The 20,189-nt window shown below is 71.5% G+C and carries 17 protein-coding genes; 13 read left to right on the forward strand and 4 right to left on the reverse strand.

Annotation, left to right across the window (positions count from 1 at the left end; translation table 11 throughout):
• Nucleotide 1: 1 nt before the first annotated feature.
• Nucleotides 2–1,006 (forward strand): glycine betaine ABC transporter substrate-binding protein, encoded by a 1,005-nt coding sequence (locus ACLQ26_RS12150; RefSeq protein ID WP_425744505.1) that lies wholly within the window; start codon nt 2–4, stop codon nt 1,004–1,006.
• 108 nt (nt 1,007–1,114) lie between these two features.
• Complete coding sequence (locus ACLQ26_RS12155; protein WP_425744506.1) at nt 1,115–3,043, forward strand: hypothetical protein; 1,929 nt, start codon at nt 1,115–1,117, stop codon at nt 3,041–3,043.
• A gap of 18 nt (nt 3,044–3,061) precedes the next feature.
• Here ACLQ26_RS12155 and ACLQ26_RS12160 read toward each other — a convergent pair whose 3' ends face one another.
• The 3 genes from ACLQ26_RS12160 to ACLQ26_RS12170 all read right to left on the reverse strand — a co-directional run bounded on the left by ACLQ26_RS12160 (nt 3,062) and on the right by ACLQ26_RS12170 (nt 6,524).
• Nucleotides 3,062–4,249, reverse strand: a complete 1,188-nt coding sequence (locus ACLQ26_RS12160; protein WP_007466075.1) for an NADH-quinone oxidoreductase subunit D — start codon at nt 4,247–4,249, stop codon at nt 3,062–3,064.
• Nucleotides 4,246–5,550 (reverse strand): SAM-dependent methyltransferase, encoded by a 1,305-nt coding sequence (locus tag ACLQ26_RS12165; protein ID WP_425744507.1) that lies wholly within the window; start codon nt 5,548–5,550, stop codon nt 4,246–4,248. Before ACLQ26_RS12165 ends, ACLQ26_RS12160 begins: the two co-directional genes overlap by 4 nt.
• A gap of 62 nt (nt 5,551–5,612) precedes the next feature.
• Complete coding sequence (locus ACLQ26_RS12170) at nt 5,613–6,524, reverse strand: SDR family oxidoreductase (protein ID WP_425744508.1); 912 nt, start codon at nt 6,522–6,524, stop codon at nt 5,613–5,615.
• Between the two features lie 119 nt (nt 6,525–6,643).
• On the opposite strand from ACLQ26_RS12170, the gene ACLQ26_RS12175 reads away from it, so the two are divergent.
• From ACLQ26_RS12175 to ACLQ26_RS12210, 8 genes are all read left to right on the forward strand, one after another.
• Nucleotides 6,644–7,210: a TetR family transcriptional regulator gene (locus tag ACLQ26_RS12175; protein ID WP_425744509.1), complete on the forward strand. Its 567-nt coding sequence runs from the start codon at nt 6,644–6,646 to the stop codon at nt 7,208–7,210.
• A gap of 106 nt (nt 7,211–7,316) precedes the next feature.
• Complete coding sequence (locus tag ACLQ26_RS12180; RefSeq protein WP_425744510.1) at nt 7,317–8,288, forward strand: Rossmann-like and DUF2520 domain-containing protein; 972 nt, start codon at nt 7,317–7,319, stop codon at nt 8,286–8,288.
• On the forward strand, nt 8,285–9,133 hold the full coding sequence (panC, locus tag ACLQ26_RS12185; RefSeq protein WP_425744511.1) for a pantoate--beta-alanine ligase: 849 nt from the start codon (nt 8,285–8,287) through the stop codon (nt 9,131–9,133). The genes ACLQ26_RS12180 and panC overlap by 4 nt, the downstream gene beginning before the upstream one ends.
• Nucleotides 9,134–9,174: 41 nt before the next feature.
• Nucleotides 9,175–9,603 (forward strand): aspartate 1-decarboxylase, encoded by a 429-nt coding sequence (panD, locus tag ACLQ26_RS12190; protein WP_363686562.1) that lies wholly within the window; start codon nt 9,175–9,177, stop codon nt 9,601–9,603.
• Nucleotides 9,604–9,699: 96 nt separating this feature from the next.
• Nucleotides 9,700–10,596, forward strand: coding sequence for a septum formation family protein (locus tag ACLQ26_RS12195; protein ID WP_425744512.1), 897 nt, complete (start codon nt 9,700–9,702; stop codon nt 10,594–10,596).
• A gap of 108 nt (nt 10,597–10,704) precedes the next feature.
• Nucleotides 10,705–12,399, forward strand: a complete 1,695-nt coding sequence (locus ACLQ26_RS12200) for an L-aspartate oxidase (protein WP_425744513.1) — start codon at nt 10,705–10,707, stop codon at nt 12,397–12,399.
• Complete coding sequence (nadC, locus tag ACLQ26_RS12205; RefSeq protein WP_425744514.1) at nt 12,396–13,292, forward strand: carboxylating nicotinate-nucleotide diphosphorylase; 897 nt, start codon at nt 12,396–12,398, stop codon at nt 13,290–13,292. The genes ACLQ26_RS12200 and nadC overlap by 4 nt, the downstream gene beginning before the upstream one ends.
• 17 nt (nt 13,293–13,309) lie before the next feature.
• On the forward strand, nt 13,310–14,068 hold the full coding sequence (locus ACLQ26_RS12210) for a type III pantothenate kinase (protein WP_363686554.1): 759 nt from the start codon (nt 13,310–13,312) through the stop codon (nt 14,066–14,068).
• 9 nt (nt 14,069–14,077) lie between these two features.
• Here ACLQ26_RS12210 and ACLQ26_RS12215 read toward each other — a convergent pair whose 3' ends face one another.
• Complete coding sequence (locus tag ACLQ26_RS12215) at nt 14,078–14,815, reverse strand: class I SAM-dependent methyltransferase (RefSeq protein WP_425744515.1); 738 nt, start codon at nt 14,813–14,815, stop codon at nt 14,078–14,080.
• A gap of 89 nt (nt 14,816–14,904) precedes the next feature.
• On the opposite strand from ACLQ26_RS12215, the gene lysS reads away from it, so the two are divergent.
• From lysS to ACLQ26_RS12230, 3 genes are all read left to right on the forward strand, one after another.
• Nucleotides 14,905–16,413, forward strand: coding sequence for a lysine--tRNA ligase (gene lysS / locus ACLQ26_RS12220; RefSeq protein WP_425744516.1), 1,509 nt, complete (start codon nt 14,905–14,907; stop codon nt 16,411–16,413).
• Between the two features lie 112 nt (nt 16,414–16,525).
• Nucleotides 16,526–16,870 (forward strand): histone-like nucleoid-structuring protein Lsr2, encoded by a 345-nt coding sequence (locus ACLQ26_RS12225; RefSeq protein WP_007466057.1) that lies wholly within the window; start codon nt 16,526–16,528, stop codon nt 16,868–16,870.
• Nucleotides 16,871–17,474: 604 nt separating this feature from the next.
• A complete protein-coding gene (locus tag ACLQ26_RS12230) occupies nt 17,475–20,024 on the forward strand; it encodes an ATP-dependent Clp protease ATP-binding subunit (RefSeq protein WP_363686548.1) in 2,550 nt (849 codons plus the stop codon).
• Nucleotides 20,025–20,189 lie beyond the last annotated feature (165 nt).

The raw sequence follows: 20,189 nt of genomic DNA on the forward strand, positions 1-20,189 counted from the left end.
CATGCGCGCACGTACACGTCTGGCGATGGGCGCCATCGGCGCCGTTGCCGGGGCAGCACTCCTCACCGGGTGCGGTGATGCCGGCTCGTCCGGCACCGACGCCCCCCAGACGAGCGCCTCCGGCGCCGGGTGCGCCCCGGTCGCCGGTCAGCAGCTCATCGCCCTGACGGACGACAAGAAGCTCCAGAACTCCGACAACGTCATCCCTGCGGTCAACAGCAAGGTTGCCAACCCGCAGTTGATCGCCGCACTGGACAAGGTCTCCGCGGCTCTCGACACCCCGAAGCTGGTCCAGCTCAACAAGGCCGTCGACGCCGACCGCAAGACCCCCAAGGTGGCCGCCGAGGAGTTCGCCAGCGCCAACAACGTCACAGCGGGCATCGCCAAGGGCCCGGGCGGCGAGATCGTGGTGGGCGCCGGCAACTTCAGTGAGAGCCAGACGCTTGGTGAGCTGTACCGCATCGCGCTCACCGCCGCCGGTTACCAGGTCAAGGTGCAGCAGATCGGCAACCGTGAGCTGTACGAGCCGGCGCTGGAGAAGGGCGAGATCCAGGTCGTCCCGGAGTACGCGTCGACAATGGCCGAGTTCCTCAACACCAAGGCCAACGGCCAAAACCCCCCGCCGGTGTCCTCGCCCGACATCAACGCGACGGTGACCAAGCTCAAGGCCGAGGGCGACAAGGTGGGCATCACCTTCGGCACCCCGGCCGCCGCGCAGGACCAGAACGCGTTCGCGGTCACCAAGGAGTTCGCCGACAAGTACGGCGTGCGGACCCTCTCCGAGTTCGCCGCGAAGTGCTCCGGCAGCGCGACGGTGCTGGGCGGCCCGCCGGAGTGCCAGCAGCGTCCGTTCTGCAAGCCGGGCCTGGAGAAGACGTACGGGCTCTCGGTGGGTTCGTTCTCCTCGCTGGACCAGGGTGGGCCGCTGACCAAGAACGGGCTGCGTGAGGGCAAGATCAGCGTGGGTCTGGTCTTCTCCTCGGACGGCGCCTTCGCCACCAGCTGAACCGCCTTCGGGTGTGTCACGGACGCCCCCTCCCCGTCGCGGGAGGGGGCGTCCGTGCGTCCGGGGACCCGTTCCCTCTCGTAGGGAACGTCGGTAGGCTGCACACCCATGCCAGCCCCGGTCACCCCCGACGCCCGGCGTCAACCGCTGCTACTGACAGTGCTCTTCTGGGGTGGCGTGGCCCTGGCCCCGGTGGCGGCGCTGATCCTGCTGGTAGCTGACGGTAACGGTCCGCTTCGCTTCGCGGCGGTGCTCGCGATCGTGGCGGTGGTCCTCATCGGCCTCTCCATCGCGTTGCGCCCCGACGGTGACGACGCTCGGGCCGATGAGTTGGCCGACGAGATCGAGGAGCTGCGCCAGGAGTTGCGCGCCGAGATCGTGGCCGCCGCGCAGCGCGGCAACCAGGCACTCGACCAGGCGCAGCGAGCCCAGGAGGGGATCACCGCGGTCCGCCGCCGCCTCGACGCCACCGGCGCGGCCCTCGCCGGGGCCGCCCCGCCGGTCGAGCCGGCGGGTGCCGGCCGTGCGCGGGTGCCGGCCGCCGAGCCGGTGGACGAGGCTCCGGCCTTCCGCAGCCGGGTCCCGGCCCCCGGCGACGCTCCGGCCGCCCGGGTTCGGATGCCGGGTGCGGACGAGGTCGCCGGGCGGGCTCGTGGCCTTGGTCCGGACGAGGTCGCCGGGCGGGCTCGTGGCCTTGGTCCGGACGAGGTCGCCGGGCGGGCTCGTGGCCTTGGTCCGGACGAGATCGCCGGACGGTGGGGCCGCGACGAGCGTGCCGACGACGAACCGGCGTACCGCCACCGCGCCGCCGCCGACGCGCCCCCCGAGCCAACCGCCGGCGGCGCGTACGGCTCCGACCGGCCTGCCACCGGCTACGGCGCCGCTCCCCGGCTCCGTCAGCACGATCGCCCGCGAGACAACGATCGCCCGGAGCCGGCGCACCGGCCGGTAGGCGTGGTCCGGCACACCGAGACCGTGCACGTCACCACCCGGCACACAGTCGTCGACGGGGGGCCGGCCGAGCCGGGCGGGCACTACGGCGGTGGGTACGCCGGCCAGTGGACCCCGCCTGCCCAGGAATGGACCCGGGGTGGCGGCACCGAGGGACGCGCCCGACCGGCGGACCGCTCGTGGGGCGACCCCGCAGACCCGCGGCCCCCGTACGTCGACCGGGGCAGCCCCGACGACGACCGGGCACGGCCCGCCGACGACCGGTCCTGGGGCGCGCAGCCGGCTGCCCGAGGTGAGGCCGCGCAGAGGGGTGCACGGGACGGTTCGGACCGGAACAGGCCCGCCGAGCAGCCGGGCTGGGCGCCTCGCCGCGACGAGCCGGAGTGGACCGGTCAGCGCGACGCGTACGCCCGGGCCGACGAGCCCGCCCGGGGCGGCCGATCGCAGCGCGACGACCGTGGCTGGTCGGAGCGGGCCGAGCCGGACCACGCCGGTGCGCCGCAACCCGGTCCGGCTTTGCGGGCGGATGACACCGGCGAGTACTGGTCGCAGCTACGGGCCGGCGACCGGTGGGCAGCCGTCCGGGACGACGAGAACGGCCGCGAGCTGCACGTCGGGGAACGCCGGGCCGAGGTGCACGCCGACGCGACGGGCACCGAGTACCGGATGGCGGACCGCTGGGCGTCCGTCCGCCACGAGGACCCACGCCGGCACGAGGACGCACGCCGGCACGAGGACGCACGCCGGCACGAGGACGCACGCCGGCACGAGGACGCACGCCGGCACGAGGACCCACGCCGGCACGAGGACGCACGCCGCCACGAGGACGCACGCCGGCACGAGGACGCACGCTGGCCGGACGACCGCGAGTCCTATCACCGGTCCGAGCCGGACGGACGGCAGGCGTTGCCGGTCGGCGGGGTGCCCGTGCCGGACGAGTGGCGCCCGCCGCGCCAGCGTGGCCACGAGCCGGAACCCGCCCCCGAGCGGGCCGGCCGCCGCCGGGTCGAAGAGCGGTACGGCTACCCGCCGCAGGACGACGTGCCGCGTGCCGGCGGCGCCCCGGTCACCGACCGCTGGCGTTGACCCGCTGAACTGCCCCGCTCACTTGTCGATGTCTCCGACCACGAAGAACATCGAGCCGAGGATGGCGATCAGGTCCGGCACGAGGCAGCCGGGGAGCAGGGTGGCCAGGGCCTGCACATTGGCGTACGAGGCGGTGCGCAGCTTCAACCGCCAGGGCGTCTTCTCGCCCCGCGACACCAGGTAGTAACCGTTGATGCCCAGCGGGTTCTCCGTCCAGGCGTACGTGTGCCCCTCGGGCGCCTTGAGCACCTTCGGCAGCCGGGTGTTGATCGGCCCGGTCAGCCGGTCCACCCGGTCCAGGCACTGCTCGGCGAGATCCAGCGAGACGTACACCTGGTCGAGCAGCACCTCGAAGCGGGCATGGCAGTCCCCGGCGGTCTTCGTCACCACCGGCACGTCCAGCTCGTCGTACGCCAGGTAGGGGTCGTCGCGGCGCAGGTCCAGGTCGAGCCCGGAGGCCCGGGCCACCGGCCCGGACGCGCCGAACGCTGCGGCGTCGGCCGCGGACAGCACGCCCACGCCCACCGTGCGGGCCAGGAAGATCTCGTTGCGCCGGATCAGGTGGTCCAGATCGGGCAGCCGTCGGCGTACCTCGCCGATCGCCGCCCGGGCCCGCCCGGTCCAGCCGTACGGCACCTCCTCCTTCAGGCCGCCCACCCGGTTGAACATGTAGTGGATCCGGCCGCCGGAGACCTCCTCCATCACCGCCTGGATGGTCTCCCGTTCCCGGAAGGCGTAGAAGACCGGCGTGATGGCCCCGATCTCCAGCGGGTAGGAGCCGAGGAACATCAGGTGGTTGAGCACCCGGTTCAGCTCGGCGAGGGCCATCCGCAGCCAGGTGGCCCGCTCCGGCACCTCCATGCCCATCAGGCGTTCCACGGCGAGCACCACACCCAGCTCGTTCGAGAACGCCGACAGCCAGTCGTGCCTGTTGGCCAGCACGATGATCTGCCGGTAGTCGCGTACCTCGAAGAGCTTCTCCGCACCCCGGTGCATGTAGCCGACGATCGGTTCGCAGGCGATCACCCGCTCCCCGTCGAGCACCAGCTTCAGGCGCAGCACGCCGTGCGTCGAGGGGTGCTGCGGGCCGATGTTCAGCACCATGTCGGTGCCAAGCTGCTGATCACCGGTGCCGGCGACCAGGCCGGCCCCGGTGCCGACGGTCAGTTCACGAAGGGCCCCGGCGTCGGTGGTCATGCCCGTCATCGTGCCACGGCCGGCGGGAACGGGATGCCGACCGGTTGGCGCAGCCACAGGTGTCCGCCGAGTCCGGCCGGGTCCGTCAGCTCGGCCACCGCCGACGCGGCGGCCAGCGCCCGCACGTAGCCGGCCGGGTCAACCCCGGCCAGGCTCAGCGGCGGTCGCCCTCCGTCGGCCCCGAGCGCCCGCAGCGCCTCGGCCTGCGAGACCAGGGAGTACGCACACCGGGCGACCGCCGCGCCGGCGGAGGCGACCGAGTCCATGGCCACGTGCGCTGTCACATCACTCGACCCGTCCGGAACCGGAGGCACCTGCCGCCCAGCCCGATACCCGGTCAACGTCCCGTCGACAGGCCGCCCCTCCCGCAGATGCCCGTAGTCCACAGCGACCGCCAACCCCCTCTCGATCTTCTGCACCGCGCTCGCCCAAGCCTCGTCCCTGGTCCGCCCGATCTCGGCTCGCCCTTCGTCGCTGTGGGGGGTTTCTGGGCAGTCGCCGTGGGGGGTTTCCGGGCAGCCCGGCCGGCTCCGGGCGGTCAGGCTTGATCCCTGCGCCGGCCGGGCTGCCCGGAAACCCGACTCGCTGCCGCTGGTCGGGCCCGTCTCGGTCAACCCAGCGCTCGAGTCACCGTTGGCGGTGGGAGGGCTCGTGGTGCTGGGCCACCAGGTGGTCAGCCAGTCGAGGTCAGCAGCGTCGACCAGCTCACCGACCGACTCGACACCGCACTCCGGGTCGACCAGCAGATATCGCCAGCCGTCCTCGGTGTGCACCGCCACGTCCAGCGGCACGTTGTCGAGCCACTCGGTAGCGATCAACATGCCGGTGATCCCGTCGGGGATCTCGGAGACCCACTCGATCTGTTCGGGAAGGTGTTCGGGGCGGTTCGCGTACTCCACTGCTATGAAGCGCACCCGCTCCGCAAGCGACGGTCGGACCCTGCCGGACGACGGCTCCTCGCCCAACGGACGGGCGGAGGCCGCGGGAGTCGGGGTTTCCGGGGAGCCCGCCCGCGCAGGGATCAAGCCTGACCGCCCGGAGCGGGTGGGCTCCCCGGAAACCCCCACCGCGAGCCCGACGAGAGCCCGCAACAGCTCCCCCCGCCCCGCCCCCACGTCGACAACATCGAGCCGGTCAGGGTGGCCGAGGGCCGCGTCGACCTGAGCGAGGAGGCGTAGCAGCGCCGTGGCGAAGGCCGGAGAGGCGTGCACGCTGGTGCGGAAGTGGTCGGCCGGCCCGGTGCCGGCCACGAAGAAGCCGCCCGGCCCGTAGAGCGCGTGGCTCATCGCGTCCCGCCACCGGCTCGGCATCAGTTCACTCCGCGTTTGTGCGTCACCGTGCCGACCCTACGGTCCGGGCTGCCGTCGGTTGGTCATGCCTGGAAGTAGTGCCCCGCGTCGAGGTCGGCGATCAGGTTGGGGTGGGCGGGGGTCCAGCCGAGCAGTTCGCGCGTGACGGCTGACGACGTCGGGTTGTCCAGCTGCGCGAACGTCCCGAGGAATCCGAAGTATCCGTTCGCCTCGTCGGGGCTGATGCTGCGTACCGGGATGGCGAGGTTGCGGCCGATGGTCTCGGCGATCTGCCGGAAGGGAACTCCTTCGTCGGCGGCGCCGTGCAGGCGCGTACCGGCCGGGGCCTTTTCGAGGGCCAGTCGGTAGAGCTCGGCCGCGTCGAGCGTGTGCACGGCCGGCCACCGGTTCGTCCCCTCGCCGACGTACGCGGCGTACCCGTGCTGCCGGGCGCTCGCGACGATTGTGGGAATGAAGCCGAGGCGGTCCAGTGAGCTGTGCACCGTGGGCGCGAGCCGGATGACGGAGGAGCGCACGCCGCGGGAGGCGAGCCCGGCCACGAAGTTCTCCGCGTCGATCCGGTAGCCGCCGCCGGGGAAGGTGTCGCCTTCGGTGCCGGGGCGGCCGACGATGCCGCCCAGCACGAGCATTGCCGTCCCGCCCGTGCCGACCAGGGGCTTCCCGGAGTCGGCCAGGGCGTCGGCGAGTGCCGTGAGAGCCGCCAGGTCGGTCTGGGCGGCGCCGGCCAGGTCGCCGTTGACCATGAGGTCGTGGCGGAACGCCAGGTGGATCACCCCGTCGGAGGCGGCCGCCTCCTCCCGAAGGACGTCGAGGTCGGACAGGTCGCCGCGGCGTACCTCGGCGCCGAGCTTCTCGATCGTGGCGGCGGACGTGTCGGAGCGGGCCAGGCCGACGACATCGTGTCCGGCGGAGAGCAGGTTCGGTACGACTGCGGAGCCGAGGTGGCCGGAGGCGCCGGTGACGAATACGCGCATGGTGGTCCTTTGTGAGATGGGCATGTCGCCTTGTGACATCACCGTACCTCGCGATGTCGCGATGCGACATGGCTCGGTCGGAAAGAATGTCGCAACGTGACATCGGATACCATCGCCGCATGGCCCGCTGGCAACCGGACGCGCGCGGCCGCCTGGCGGCGGCCGCCTTCGAGCTGTTCCGCGAGCGCGGCTTCGAACAGACCACTGTCACCGACATCGCGGCCCGTGCGGGCCTCGACAAGCGCACCTTCTACCGGCTCTTCGGCGACAAGCGCGAGGCGCTCTTCAGTGGCGGCGAGCAGCTGGAGGAGGTGCTGGTCAAGGCGGTGACCGAGACGGCCGCCGGGCCGTTCGAGGCGGTCGTCGCCGCCTTCCGCCGGGTGGCGGACGAGATCTTCGCCGACCGCCTCGAGCTGGTCCGGATGCGTCAGTCGATCATCGCCAGCAGCGCCGAGTTGCAGGAGCGTGAGCTGCGCAAGATGAGTTCGTTGACGGCCGCGGTCGCCGCAGCCCTGCGTGCCAAGGGCCTCAGCGAGACGACCGCCGCCCTGGCGACCGAGTCCGGCGTCACGGTCTTCCGGGTCGCGTACGCCCGCTGGATCGCACCCGACAGCGATGCCTCGCTCGCCGACCTGATCACGGAGGTGGCCGCCGAACTACGCGCGATCACCTCGGCCCCGATCTGAGCTTTTCTGCGGTGGTGAACGTTTTCACACCTCCTGTTTCGGCCCCGTGACGCGGGCGCATACTTGCGATCGACCGGTACCCCTTCTCGAGGACTGGATCGTCGTCATGAGCGCACCGCTGCGCCCGCGCCCGGCCGCCCTGCGTGGGCCTGCCGCACCGCGGGACCGCGCCGTCACCGGCGCCTCTCCTTCCCGTCTGCTCACCGTCGGCGTCGTCGGCGCTGGCCGGGTCGGTGCCGTCCTGGGTGCCGCGCTCGCCGCCGCCGGGCACCGGGTGGTGGCCGTGGCGGGCGACTCCGGGGCCAGCCGCGCCCGTCTCGCCCTGCTGCTGCCCGAGGTGCCGCGCAGCACGGCCGCCTCCGTCGCACGCGTCGCCACCGGCCTGCTGCTGATCGCGGTGCCGGACGACGCGCTGGCCGGAGTGGTCGCCGACCTCGCCGGGCAGGGAGCCCTGCACCCGGGCCAGGTGGTCGCGCACACCTCCGGCGCGCACGGTCTCGCCGTGCTGGCGCAGGCCGCCGCGGTCGGCGCCCGGCCGCTGGCCCTGCACCCCGCCATGACCTTCACCGGTACGCCTGACGACCTGCCCCGGCTGGCCGGCATCTCGTACGGGGTGACCGCCCCGGCGGACCTGCGCCCGCTGGCCGCCCGGCTGGTCACCGACCTCGGTGGCGTGCCGGAGTGGGTGGCCGAGGCGGACCGACCGCTCTACCACGCCGCGCTCGCGCACGGCGCGAACCACCTGGTGACCCTGGTGAACGAGGCAACCGACCGGCTGCGGGACGCCGGGGTGGCCCGTCCGGAGAAGGTGCTCGCCCCGCTGCTGCGGGCCGCCCTGGAGAACGCGTTGCGCCTCGGCGACGACGCGCTTACCGGTCCGGTGTCCCGGGGCGACGCGGGCACTGTCGAACGGCACCTGGCCCGGCTGGCCGCCACCGCGCCGGAGTCGGTCCCCGCGTACCTGGCGCTGGCCCGGCGTACCGCCGACCGGGCGATCGCAGCGGGCCGCCTGCGCCCGGTGGACGCCCAGTCGCTGCTCGGTGTGCTCGCCGAGACGAGCCGGGAGGTGGCGGCATGACGCAGGTGGTGCACACGCGCGCCGAGCTGGCCGAGGCCCGTGCCGCGCTGAAAGGCACCGTCGGTGTGGTGATGACCATGGGCGCGCTGCACTCCGGGCACGAGACGCTGCTGCGCGCGGCCCGGGAGCAGGCCGACCACGTGTTGGTGACGATCTTCGTGAACCCGCTGCAGTTCGGGCCGAACGAGGACTTCGACAGGTATCCGCGCACCCTCGACGCCGACCTGGAGGTGTGTCGGCGAGCCGGCGCCGACCTCGTCTTCGCGCCGTCGGTGGCGGACATGTACCCGGACGGCCAGCCCCGGGTACGCCTCGACCCGGGTCCCCTCGGCGGGGAGCTGGAGGGTGCGAGCCGCCCCGGCTTCTTCCACGGCGTGCTCACTGTCGTCCTGAAGTTGCTCCAACTCACCCGTCCCGACCTGGCGTTCTTCGGTGAGAAGGACTACCAGCAGCTCACCCTGGTGCGGCGGATGGCCCGCGACCTGGACGTCCCGGTCGAGGTGATCGGGGTGCCTACCGTCCGGGAGCCGGACGGGTTGGCGCTGTCCAGCCGCAACCGCTATCTCAGCGAGCCCGAGCGGGCGGCGGCGCTGAGCCTGTCCGCCGCGCTGCGGGCCGGGGCCCGGGCCGCCGACGACGGCCTGGACGCGGGGGAGGTGCTGTCCGCCGCGCATGCCGCGTTCGGCGCCGGTACGCCCGGCGCTCAGCTCGACTACCTGGTGCTCACCGACCCTGATCTGGAGCCGGGGCCGGTGTCCGGGCCGGCCCGGCTGGTGATCGCCGCCTGGGTCGGCGCCACCCGGTTGATCGACAACGCGGCGATCCACCTCGCGCCTCGTCCCTGACCCGGCTCCCACCACCATTCTTTTCGCGAAAGGCCAGCCTGATGTTGCGTACCATGCTCAAGTCGAAGATCCACCGAGCCACGGTGACCCAGGCCGACCTGCACTACGTCGGTTCGGTGACCGTGGACGAGGACCTGCTCGACGCCGCCGACCTGATCCCCGGCGAGCAGGTCGCGATCGTGGACATCACCAACGGCGCTCGGCTGGAGACGTACGTCATCCCTGGCGAGCGCGGCAGCGGCGTGATCGGCATCAACGGTGCCGCCGCGCACCTCGTACACCCCGGTGACCTGGTCATCCTCATCTCGTACGGGCAGATGGACGACGCCGAGGCCCGGTCGTACCGGCCGCGGGTGGTGCACGTGGACACCGACAACCGGGTCGTCGAGCTGGGGGCCAACCCGGCGGTGGCGGCCCCGGGCACGGCCGGCGACCCGATGCCCAACCCGTTCGCCGTGTCCGGAGTCTGATCCCGCGCGACGCGATTCCGGTCTGTCACCGGAAGGTCATGTCCGGTTACCCTGGGCACGCTGGCGGAAGCCGGTAGGTGGCTGGGGGAGGCCGCGATGCGCTGTGCCAGAACGACCCTGTTCGCCACTGCCGTCACGGCAGTGTTGCTTGTCGGCTGCGCCGGGTCCGGTGGTCTGGACGGCGACCTGACCGACGACTGGGCGGCGCTGCCACCGGCCACGGCGTTCACGCCGGCCGTCGGGGTGTGCCAGGCCGCCGACTTCGTCGAGGTGGTACCGCTTGCCGCGTACCAACCGATTGACTGTGCCGGCCCGCACCGGGTGGAGACCGTGCACGTGGGGGCGTTCCCGGCCGAGCGGGCCACCGCCCCGGCCAACGGCTCGGTGGAGCTGCGCGGCGCGTTCGGTGAGTGCGACACCCGGGCCTCCGCGTACGTGGGCGACGACTGGCGGGCCGGCCGACTGCGGCTGTCGGTGGCGCTGCCCTCGGGGCCGGGCTGGGCGGCCGGTTCCCGCTGGTACAGGTGCGACCTGACCGAGCTGAGCACTGTCGAGGCGGCAGCCACGGTGGTGGTCCGGTCGGGCAGCCTGCGGGACGCGTTGAAGGCGACTTCTGGGCTGCGGTTGGGTTGCCAGCAGACCCGCTCCGGGGCGGGGCGGGGCGTGCAGACGCTGGTCCCGGTGGAGTGCGGCGGTCGGCACGACGCCGAGTTCGTCGGCGTGTGGCGTGCGCCGGACCGGCCGTACCCGGCCAGGGACGCCGACTGGGCCCCCCTCTACACCGGCTGCCGTAGCGTCCTCGGCCGGTACGTGGGTGTGCCGGACGACGACGATCTGCGGTTCCGCAGCGGTGTGGTGGTGCGCCCGCCCGGTGCGGGGCGCTGGCGCGTCGGTGACCGGGGGGTCCGCTGCTACCTGTGGCTGAGCGACCGTACGGTGACCGCGTCGTTGAAGGGCGCGGGCCCGGCCGGCCTGCCGGTGCGGACGAAGTGAGCACGGACGTCCGGTCGGCGTAGCGCGGTCCGCGCCGGACGGCGTAGCCCAAACCACTCGTCCCGCCCCCGCCGCCCCGGGCGAGGATCGTTCGGGTTGACTGGTGGGATGGACCAACCGACCGTCGAACTGCCGGCCCTGCCCCGACTGCTGGCCGCGCCCGAGCCCGGTTGGGTGGAGACCACCGACGTGATCGTGGTGGGGTCCGGGGTGGCGGGGTTGACCGCGGCGCTGCACCTGCGTGAGGCGGGCCTGCACGTCACGGTCGTCACCAAGGTCAACATTGACGACGGCTCGACCCGGTGGGCGCAGGGCGGCATCGCCGCGGTGCTCGACCCGGCGGACACCCCGGCGGCGCACGCCCGGGACACCGAGATCGCCGGGGTGGGGCTCTGCGACCCTGCGGCGGTCCGGGTGCTCGTCGAGGAGGGGCCGACCCGGCTGCGGGAGCTGATGCGGATCGGCGCCGAGTTCGATCGCCACCCCGACGGTTCGTTGATGTTGACCCGGGAGGGTGGGCACCGCGCGGACCGGATCGTGCACGCGGGCGGGGACGCGACAGGTGCCGAGGTGCAGCGAGCCCTGCACGCCGCCGTGCAGCGCGACCCGTGGATCCGGCTGGTCGAGCACGCCCTGGTGCTGGACCTGCTGCGGGCGCCCGGTGACGGCCCGGACGGGTTCGGTCCGGCCTGTGGGATCACCCTGCACGTACTCGGTGAGGGCAGCGAGGACGGCGTCGGCGCGCTGCTGGCCCGGGCGGTGGTGCTGGCCACCGGCGGGATGGGTCAGATCTTCGCGGCCACCACCAACCCGGCGGTCTCCACCGGAGACGGGGTGGCGCTGGCGATGCGGGCCGGCGCGGCGGTGACCGACGTGGAGTTCGTCCAGTTCCACCCGACCGCCCTGATCACCCCGCCCGGCGCGGGGGTGCCCGGCGCCGGCCACGCGCAGCAGCCGCTGGTCTCCGAGGCGCTGCGCGGCGAGGGCGCGTACCTGGTGGACTCCGACGGCAAGCGGTTCATGGTGGGCCAGCACGAGCTGGCCGAGCTGGCCCCCCGGGACGTGGTGGCCAAGGGCATCCACCGGGTGCTGCTGGCCACCGGCGCGGACCACGTCTTCCTCGACGCGCGGCACCTCGGCGGGGACTTCCTGGCCGGACGGTTCCCCACCATCGTGGCGTCCTGCCTGGCGATCGGTGTGGACCCGGCGACCGACCTGATCCCGGTGGCACCGGCTGCGCACTACGCCTCCGGCGGCGTCCGCACCGACCTGCGCGGCCGCACGTCGATCCCCGGCCTGTACGCCTGCGGCGAGGTCGCCTGCACCGGTGTGCACGGCGCGAACCGGCTGGCCAGCAACTCGCTGCTGGAGGGGCTGGTGTTCTCCCGGCGGATCGCCGACGACATCGCGGCCGGCCTGCCCGAGCAGGTTCAGCCTGCGGACACCGGTGCCTGGCGTGGCGGCACGGGCTGGGTGCTGCCCGCCGAGGTGACGCCGACCCTGCAACGGGCGATGACCCGGGGGGCCGGCGTGCTCCGGTCCGCGGCGACGCTGGCGGAGACGGCCGGGACGCTTACCGAGCTGGGTGCCGCCCGGGGCCGACCGCGGACCGCCGACTGGGAGGCGACAAACCTGCTCACGGTGGCGTCGACGCTTGTCGCCGCCGCGTACGCACGTGGGGAGACCCGCGGCTGCCACTGGCGGGAGGACTTCCCGACGGCCGACGAACGGTGGCTCGGCCACCTGGTCGGGTCGATCGGGGCGCAGGGCCGGGTGACGGAGCAGTGGGAGGGGAATTCGTGATCGAGTCGACGGAGACGGCGTTGCGGGCGGCCGGTTTGGATCCGGCGCACGTACGGCAGGTGATCGAGGGCGCGCTGGTCGAGGATCTCGGGCCGGACTTCCTCGACGTCACAAGCGTGGCCACCATTCCGGCGGAGCAGACCGACACCGCCGACCTGGTGGCCCGCGCCGACGGCGTGTTGGCCGGGCTGGCGGTGGCCGCCGCCGTGTTCGAGCTGGTGAGCGAGGTGACCGGCTTCGGTCGTACCGTCGAGGTGTCGCAGCTGGCCCGCGACGGTGAGCGGGTGGCCCGCGGCGACGTGCTGGCGACGGTGACCGGCCCGACCCGGCTGCTGCTCACCGCCGAACGGACGGCGTTGAACCTGCTCTGCCGGATGTCCGGTGTGGCCACCCACACGCGTGCCTGGGCGGACGCCCTGGCCGGCACGAAGGCGATGGTGCTGGACACCCGCAAGACGACGCCGGGTCTGCGGGCGCTGGAGAAGTACGCGGTGCGGGCCGGTGGCGGCACCAACAAGCGGATGGGCCTCTACGACGTGGCCATGATCAAGGACAACCACAAGCTGGCTGCCGGAGGCATCACGGCTGCCTACCGGCGGGTCCGGGAGGCGTTCCCGGAGGTGCCGGTGCAGGTCGAGGTGACCACCGTCGCCGAGGCGGTGGAGGCGGTCGAGGCCGGGGCGGACTTCCTGCTCTGCGACAACATGACCCCTCAGGTGCTGGCCGAGGCGGTGGCCGCGGTGGGCGACCGGGCGGAGCTGGAGGCGACCGGCGGACTGACCCTGGAGGTGGCGGGCCGGTACGCGGCCACCGGCGTGGACTTCCTCTCGGTGGGCGCGTTGACCCACTCGTCGCCGATCCTGGACATCGCGCTGGACCTGCGTAGCGAGTAGTTGTCTAGGCTGCGTGCGTGCTGCTCTGCATCGACATCGGAAACACCAACACCGTGCTGGCGACCTTCGACGGCGACAAGCTGGTGCACAACTGGCGGATCAAGACCGATGCCCGTTCGACGGCGGACGAGCTGGGTCTGATGTTCCGGGGTCTGCTCGCGGGGGACAACGTCGAGATCACCGGCGTGGCCGCCTGCTCCACCGTGCCGGCCGCGTTGCGGTCGCTGCGGACGATGCTCGGTCGGTACTACGCCGACCTGCCGAGCGTGATCGTCGAGCCGGGTGTGCGGACCGGGGTGCAGTTGGCGATCGACAACCCGAAGGAGGTGGGCGCCGACCGGGTGGTGAACACGCTTGCCGCGTACACCCTCTACGGCGGGCCGTCGATCGTTGTCGACTTCGGCACCACCACCAACTTCGACGTGATCAGCGGCCGGGGTGAGTTCCTCGGTGGCGCGTTCGCCCCGGGCATCGAGATCTCGTTCGACGCGTTGGCCGCCCGCGCGGCCCAGCTGCGCAAGGTCGAGGCGACCAAGCCTCGTTCGGTGATCGGCAAGAACACCGTGGAGTGCCTCCAGGCCGGCCTGTACTTCGGTTTCGCCGGGCAGGTGGACCGCATCGTCGAGCGGATGACCGAGGAGCTGGGCGAGGTGAAGGCGGTGATCGCCACCGGTGGCCTCGCCTCCCTGGTGATCAACGAGTGCCGCAGCATCACCCACCACGAGCCGATGATCACGCTGATCGGCCTGCGGATGGTCTACGAACGCAACCTCTGACCCGGCGGTTCAGTGGCGGCGGGAGCGCAGCACCAACGTCCGGTACGGCAGCTCGACGGTCTCCTGGCCGGCCAGGGCGGGGTGGGTGGCCAGCAGTTCGGTCAGCTCCTCCTCGACCCGCCGCCGATCCGCGTCGGGGGCGGTGAGCCAGTAGGAGCGGGTGCGGATCATGCCGCGTAGCTCGTCCGGGGTGAGGGTCGTGCGGTGCGTGAACTCGCGCGCCTCGATCGTGCCGAACGCCGGACCGAAGTCCGCGTCCTTCACGACGGTTTTGCCCGACTTGTCGTCGAGGTGGGCGATCCGGCCCAGTTCCGCCACCCAGTCGACGCTGTCGTCCCGGATGTTCCAGATGGGGGCGAAGGTGCCGCCGGGGCGCAGCACCCGGGCGATCTCGGCGTGCGCCGGCTCCCGGTCGAACCAGTGGTACGCCGTGCCGACCAGCACCGCGTCCGCCGCCGCGTCGGGCAGCGGCACGGCCTCGGCGCTGCCCGCCAGCGCCGTCGTGCCCGGGGTACTGCGGGCGAGTTGCGCCCGCATCCCCGGATCGGGCTCGACGGGTACGACCTGGTGGCCCAGGGCCTGGACGTCACGGGTCAGGATGCCGGTACCCGCGCCGAGGTCGACGATCCGGGCGTCGTCCAGCCCGTCGAGTGCCCAACGGATGGCGGCCTCGGGATAGCGGGGGCGGAACCGGTCGTAATCGCCCGCCGCGGCACCGAAGGACAGGGCGTGAGTGTGATCGACCATGACGGGCAGGTTATCCGGTAACAGGCCCCGGGGCGCTTGAGTACGCTCGGGCCTGACCCCCTGTATCTCCCGTGACGAGGAAGCGTGCCGTGAGCGAGCAGAACGCCGTGCCAGTGGACCCCGCCGACGACCTTCCCGAGCAGATGAAGGTCCGCCGGGAGAAGCGGGACCGGATGCTCGCCGAGGGCGTCGAGCCCTACCCGGTGGGCTTCCCCCGCACCACCACCCTGGCCGAGATCCGGACCCGCTACGCGGATCTGCCCACCGACACCGCCACCGGCGACGAGGTCTCGGTAACCGGCCGGGTGATCTTCGTACGCAACACCGGCAAGCTCTGCTTCGCGACCCTGCGCGACGGTGACGGCACCGAGTTGCAGGCCATGCTCTCCCTGGACCGGGTCGGTCCGGAGCGCCTGGAGACCTGGAAGCGCCTGGTCGACCTGGGCGACCACGTCGGCGTGACCGGTGAGGTGATCACCAGCCGCCGGGGCGAGCTGTCCGTGCTCGCGCAGCGGTGGGAGATGACCGCCAAGGCCCTGCGGCCGCTGCCGGTCGCCCACAAGCCGCTCTCCGAGGAGGCTCGGGTCCGGCAGCGCTACGTCGACCTGATCGTGCGGCCGCAGGCCCGGCAGATGGTCCGCACCCGGGCGGCAGCCGTACGCAGCCTGCGCGACTCACTGCACGGCCAGGGCTTCATCGAGGTGGAAACTCCGATGCTGCAACTCCTGCACGGCGGCGCGACGGCCCGACCCTTCGTGACCCACAGCAATGCGTTGAGCACCGATCTGTATCTGCGAATCGCTCCGGAACTGTTTCTGAAGCGCGCGGTCGTCGGTGGTGTGGACCGCGTCTTCGAGATCAACCGCAACTTCCGTAATGAGGGTGTCGACTCCTCGCACTCGCCCGAGTTCGCGATGCTGGAGACGTACCAGGCGTACGGCGACTACGACACGATCGGCGAGCTGACCCGTAATCTCGTGCAACAGGCGGCGATCGCGGTCAGCGGTTCGACGGTGGTGACCCACGCCGACGGGCGGGAGTTCGACCTGGGCGGCGAGTGGCGATCGGTGACCCTGTTCGGGGTCCTTTCCGAGGCGCTCGGCGAGGAGGTCACGGTCCGCACCGAACGTTCCCGGCTGGTGGAGTACGCGGACAAGGTGGGATTGGCCGTGGATCCGAAGTGGGGCCCCGGCAAGCTCGCCGAGGAACTGTTCGAGGAACTGGTCGTGCCCGGCCTGCAGGCGCCCACCTTCGTGCGGGACTACCCGGAGGAGACCAGCCCGCTCACCCGTGGGCACCGCAGCGAGCCAGGGCTGGCTGAGAAGTGGGACCTCTACGTGCTCGGTTTCGAACTGGGCACCGGGTACTCCGAGCTGGTCGACCCCGTGGTGCAGCGGGAACGGCTGGTGGCCCAGGCGCAGCTCGCGGCCCGTGGCGACGACGAGGCGATGCGTCTCGACGAGGACTTTCTTCGGGCCATGGAGTACGGAATGCCTCCGGCCGGGGGTATGGGAATGGGAATCGACCGGCTCTTGATGGCCCTGACCGGCCTCGGAATTCGGGAAACGATCCTCTTCCCGTTGGTCCGCCCGGAGTAGTCGTCCGCCAACCTCCCGCGAGTCGTAACGGCATCCTATTGACGGGGTGAGCAGCACGGGGGTTATTGTGCTCTCGTTAGCAGGAGCGCCCTGCTCGAAAGGAATGTGGGACGTGGCCAAGCAGATCATTCACAAGCTGGTCGATGACCTGGACGGTGGGGACGCTGACGAGACAGTCAAGTTCGCGCTCGACGGCGTTCAGTACGAGATCGACCTGTCCGGTGCCAACGCCGCGAAATTGCGCGACGTATTCGCCCCGTACGTCGGCGCCGGCACCAAGGTGGGTCGCGGTGGCGTGGTGATCGGTGGGCGGGCTGCCCGCGGTCGCGGTGGCGCCACCGCCGACCGGGAGCAGAACAAGGCGATCCGGGAGTGGGCCAAGAAGGCCGGCAAGGACATCTCGGACCGGGGTCGTATCCCGCAGGAGATCGTCGACGAGTACCACGCCAAGCGCTGACCCCGTTCAGCTGACCGGTGGCAGCTGCCACCGCAGGGCGACACCGACGCCGGTCCGGACATCCTCCGGGCCGGCGTCGCCGTATCCGCGTCCGGAGGGGGCTGGGTTCGCGGGCCCGGTTCGGGCGGGGTTGACGGGCCCGGATCGGGCGGGGCTCGCGGCCCGGTTCGGGCGGGTTCGCGGGCCGGGATGTTTTCTGGCCCGACCGGCGTTGTCCACAGGCAGTGGAGTAACTATCCACAACCTGTGGACAACTTCCCGAAAGGGTCGAGGCGCGGCTTCCCGCACGGGTCGGGTGGCGCCGATCGGCCCTCCGGAGGCCGTCGGAGGCCCTTCCCGGGCCCCTCGGGGCCGGCAGAGGGCTTCCGTCGAGTCGGTCGGATTTCGCTCTGCGCGTAGCGCCAGGGGTACCGGAACACCTCCTGAGCGCGGACGGTTGTTCAAAACGACGTGGAACTGACCCAGACCGGAGAGACACGACCTCAGCTGAGTCGGTAAGCGACGATAGAGTAAGGAGGCACGGACGCCCGTCCTGGACGTTCGTGCACCGGCCCCGCCAAGATCTTGACCATCAAGGCGCACGGCACGTGAGGAGCACGAGGGCATGTTCGAGCGGTTCACCGACCGAGCGCGACGGGTTGTCGTCCTGGCCCAAGAAGAGGCCCGGATGCTCAACCACAACTACATCGGTACGGAACACATCCTGCTGGGCCTGATCCACGAAGGTGAAGGCGTCGCGGCAAAGGCCCTGGAGAGCCTCGGCATCTCCCTGGAGGGCGTCCGCCAGCAGGTCGAGGAGATCATCGGCCAGGGTCAGCAGGCGCCGAGCGGGCACATTCCGTTCACGCCGCGGGCCAAGAAGGTGCTGGAGCTGTCGCTGCGCGAGGCGCTGCAGCTCGGCCACAACTACATCGGCACGGAGCACATCCTGCTCGGGCTGATCCGTGAGGGTGAGGGCGTCGCCGCCCAGGTGCTCGTCAAGCTCGGCGCCGACCTCAACCGGGTCCGCCAGCAGGTGATCCAGCTGCTCTCCGGCTACCAGGGCAAGGAGCCCGCTGCTGCGGGCGCCGCGCCGGGTGAGGCCGCGCCGTCCACCAGCCTCGTGCTGGACCAGTTCGGCCGCAACCTGACCCAGGCCGCCCGCGAGGGCAAGCTCGACCCGGTCATCGGGCGCGAGAAGGAAATCGAGCGGGTCATGCAGGTGCTCTCCCGCCGTACCAAGAACAACCCGGTCCTGATCGGTGAGCCCGGCGTCGGTAAGACGGCCGTGGTGGAGGGGCTTTCCCAGAAGATCATCAAGGGCGAGGTGCCCGAGACTCTCAAGGACAAGCAGCTCTACACGCTCGACCTCGGTGCACTGGTTGCCGGTTCCCGCTACCGCGGTGACTTCGAGGAGCGCCTCAAGAAGGTGCTCAAGGAGATCCGCACCCGCGGCGACATCATCCTGTTCATCGACGAGATCCACACCCTGGTGGGTGCGGGTGCCGCCGAGGGCGCGATCGACGCGGCGAGCATCCTCAAGCCGATGCTGGCCCGTGGTGAGCTGCAGACCATCGGCGCCACCACGCTGGATGAATACCGCAAGCACCTGGAGAAGGACGCCGCTCTCGAGCGCCGGTTCCAGCCGATCCAGGTGGGTGAGCCGTCGCTGGCGCACACCATCGAGATCCTCAAGGGCCTGCGCGACCGGTACGAGGCGCACCACCGCGTCTCGATCACGGACGCCGCTCTCGTGGCTGCCGCGACGCTGGCCGACCGGTACATCTCCGACCGCTTCCTGCCGGACAAGGCGATCGACCTGATCGACGAGGCCGGTGCCCGGATGCGGATCCGTCGGATGACCGCGCCGCCAGACCTGCGTGACTTCGACGAGCGCATCGCCCAGGTGCGTCGCGACAAGGAGTCCGCGATCGACGCGCAGGACTTCGAGCGCGCCGCCCAGCTGCGCGACAAGGAGAAGCAGCTCCTCGGCCAGAAGGCTCAGCGGGAGAAGGAGTGGAAGGCCGGTGACCTGGACGTCGTCAGCGAGGTCGACGACGAGCAGATCGCCGAGGTGCTCGGCAACTGGACGGGCATCCCGGTCTACAAGCTGACCGAGGAGGAGACCTCGCGCCTGCTGCGCATGGAGGACGAGCTGCACAAGCGCGTCATCGGCCAGGAGGACGCGGTCAAGGCGGTCTCGAAGGCGATCCGGCGTACCCGGGCCGGCCTGAAGGACCCGAAGCGCCCGTCGGGCTCGTTCATCTTCGCCGGTCCGTCCGGTGTCGGTAAGACCGAGCTGTCCAAGGCGCTCGCCGAGTTCCTCTTCGGCAGCGAGGACGCCCTCATCCAGCTGGACATGTCCGAGTTCCACGACCGGTACACGGTGTCCCGCCTCGTGGGTGCCCCTCCCGGCTACGTCGGCTACGACGAGGGCGGGCAGCTGACCGAGAAGGTGCGGCGTCGGCCGTTCTCGGTGGTCCTCTTCGACGAGATCGAGAAGGCCCACCCGGACGTGTTCAACACGCTCCTGCAGATCCTGGAGGACGGTCGGCTCACCGACGGTCAGGGCCGGATCGTGGACTTCAAGAACACGGTCATCATCCTGACCACCAACCTGGGCACCCGTGACGTGGCCAAGGCCGTGTCGCTGGGCTTCCAGCAGTCGGAGGACTCCGAGTCCAACTACGACCGGATGAAGCAGAAGGTCAACGACGAGCTCAAGCAGCACTTCCGGCCTGAGTTCCTCAACCGGATCGACGACACCATCGTCTTCCACCAGCTGCGCCAGAACGAGATCCTCTCGATCGTGGACATCATGATCCGGCGGATCGAGACGCAGCTGCACAACAAGGACATGGGTCTCGAGCTGACCGACAACGCGAAGAAGTACCTGTCCAAGAAGGGCTTCGACCCGGTTCTCGGTGCCCGTCCGCTTCGTCGCACCATCCAGCGCGACATCGAGGACAACCTGTCCGAGCGGATCCTCTTCAACGAGCTGACCCCCGGTCAGATCGTCGTGGTGGACTGCGAGGGCGACCCGGAGGACATCGACAAGTCCAAGCTCGTCTTCCGGGGCGCGGACAAGCCTGTCGAGGTTCCGGACGCCGTGCCCGCCGACCTCGGTGGCACCGCCGCCGGCAGCGCGGCAGCGGCCACGGACGAGGTGGCATAACCAGCAGCAAGGGGGCGGGGCCCCGGTGGCGTGAGCCACCGGGGCCCCGCCTTTTGCGCTACCCCCACAGGTCACATACCTCCGCCGTGCCTGTTTGCGCCCGCCGTGCCGCGCAAGATCTGCGCAACATCAGGGAAAGTGCTGCCTCCGGACGCCGTGAGGCAG

It is taken from the genome of Micromonospora sp. DT43 (genome assembly GCF_049841645.1).
Lineage (GTDB): Bacteria > Actinomycetota > Actinomycetes > Mycobacteriales > Micromonosporaceae > Micromonospora.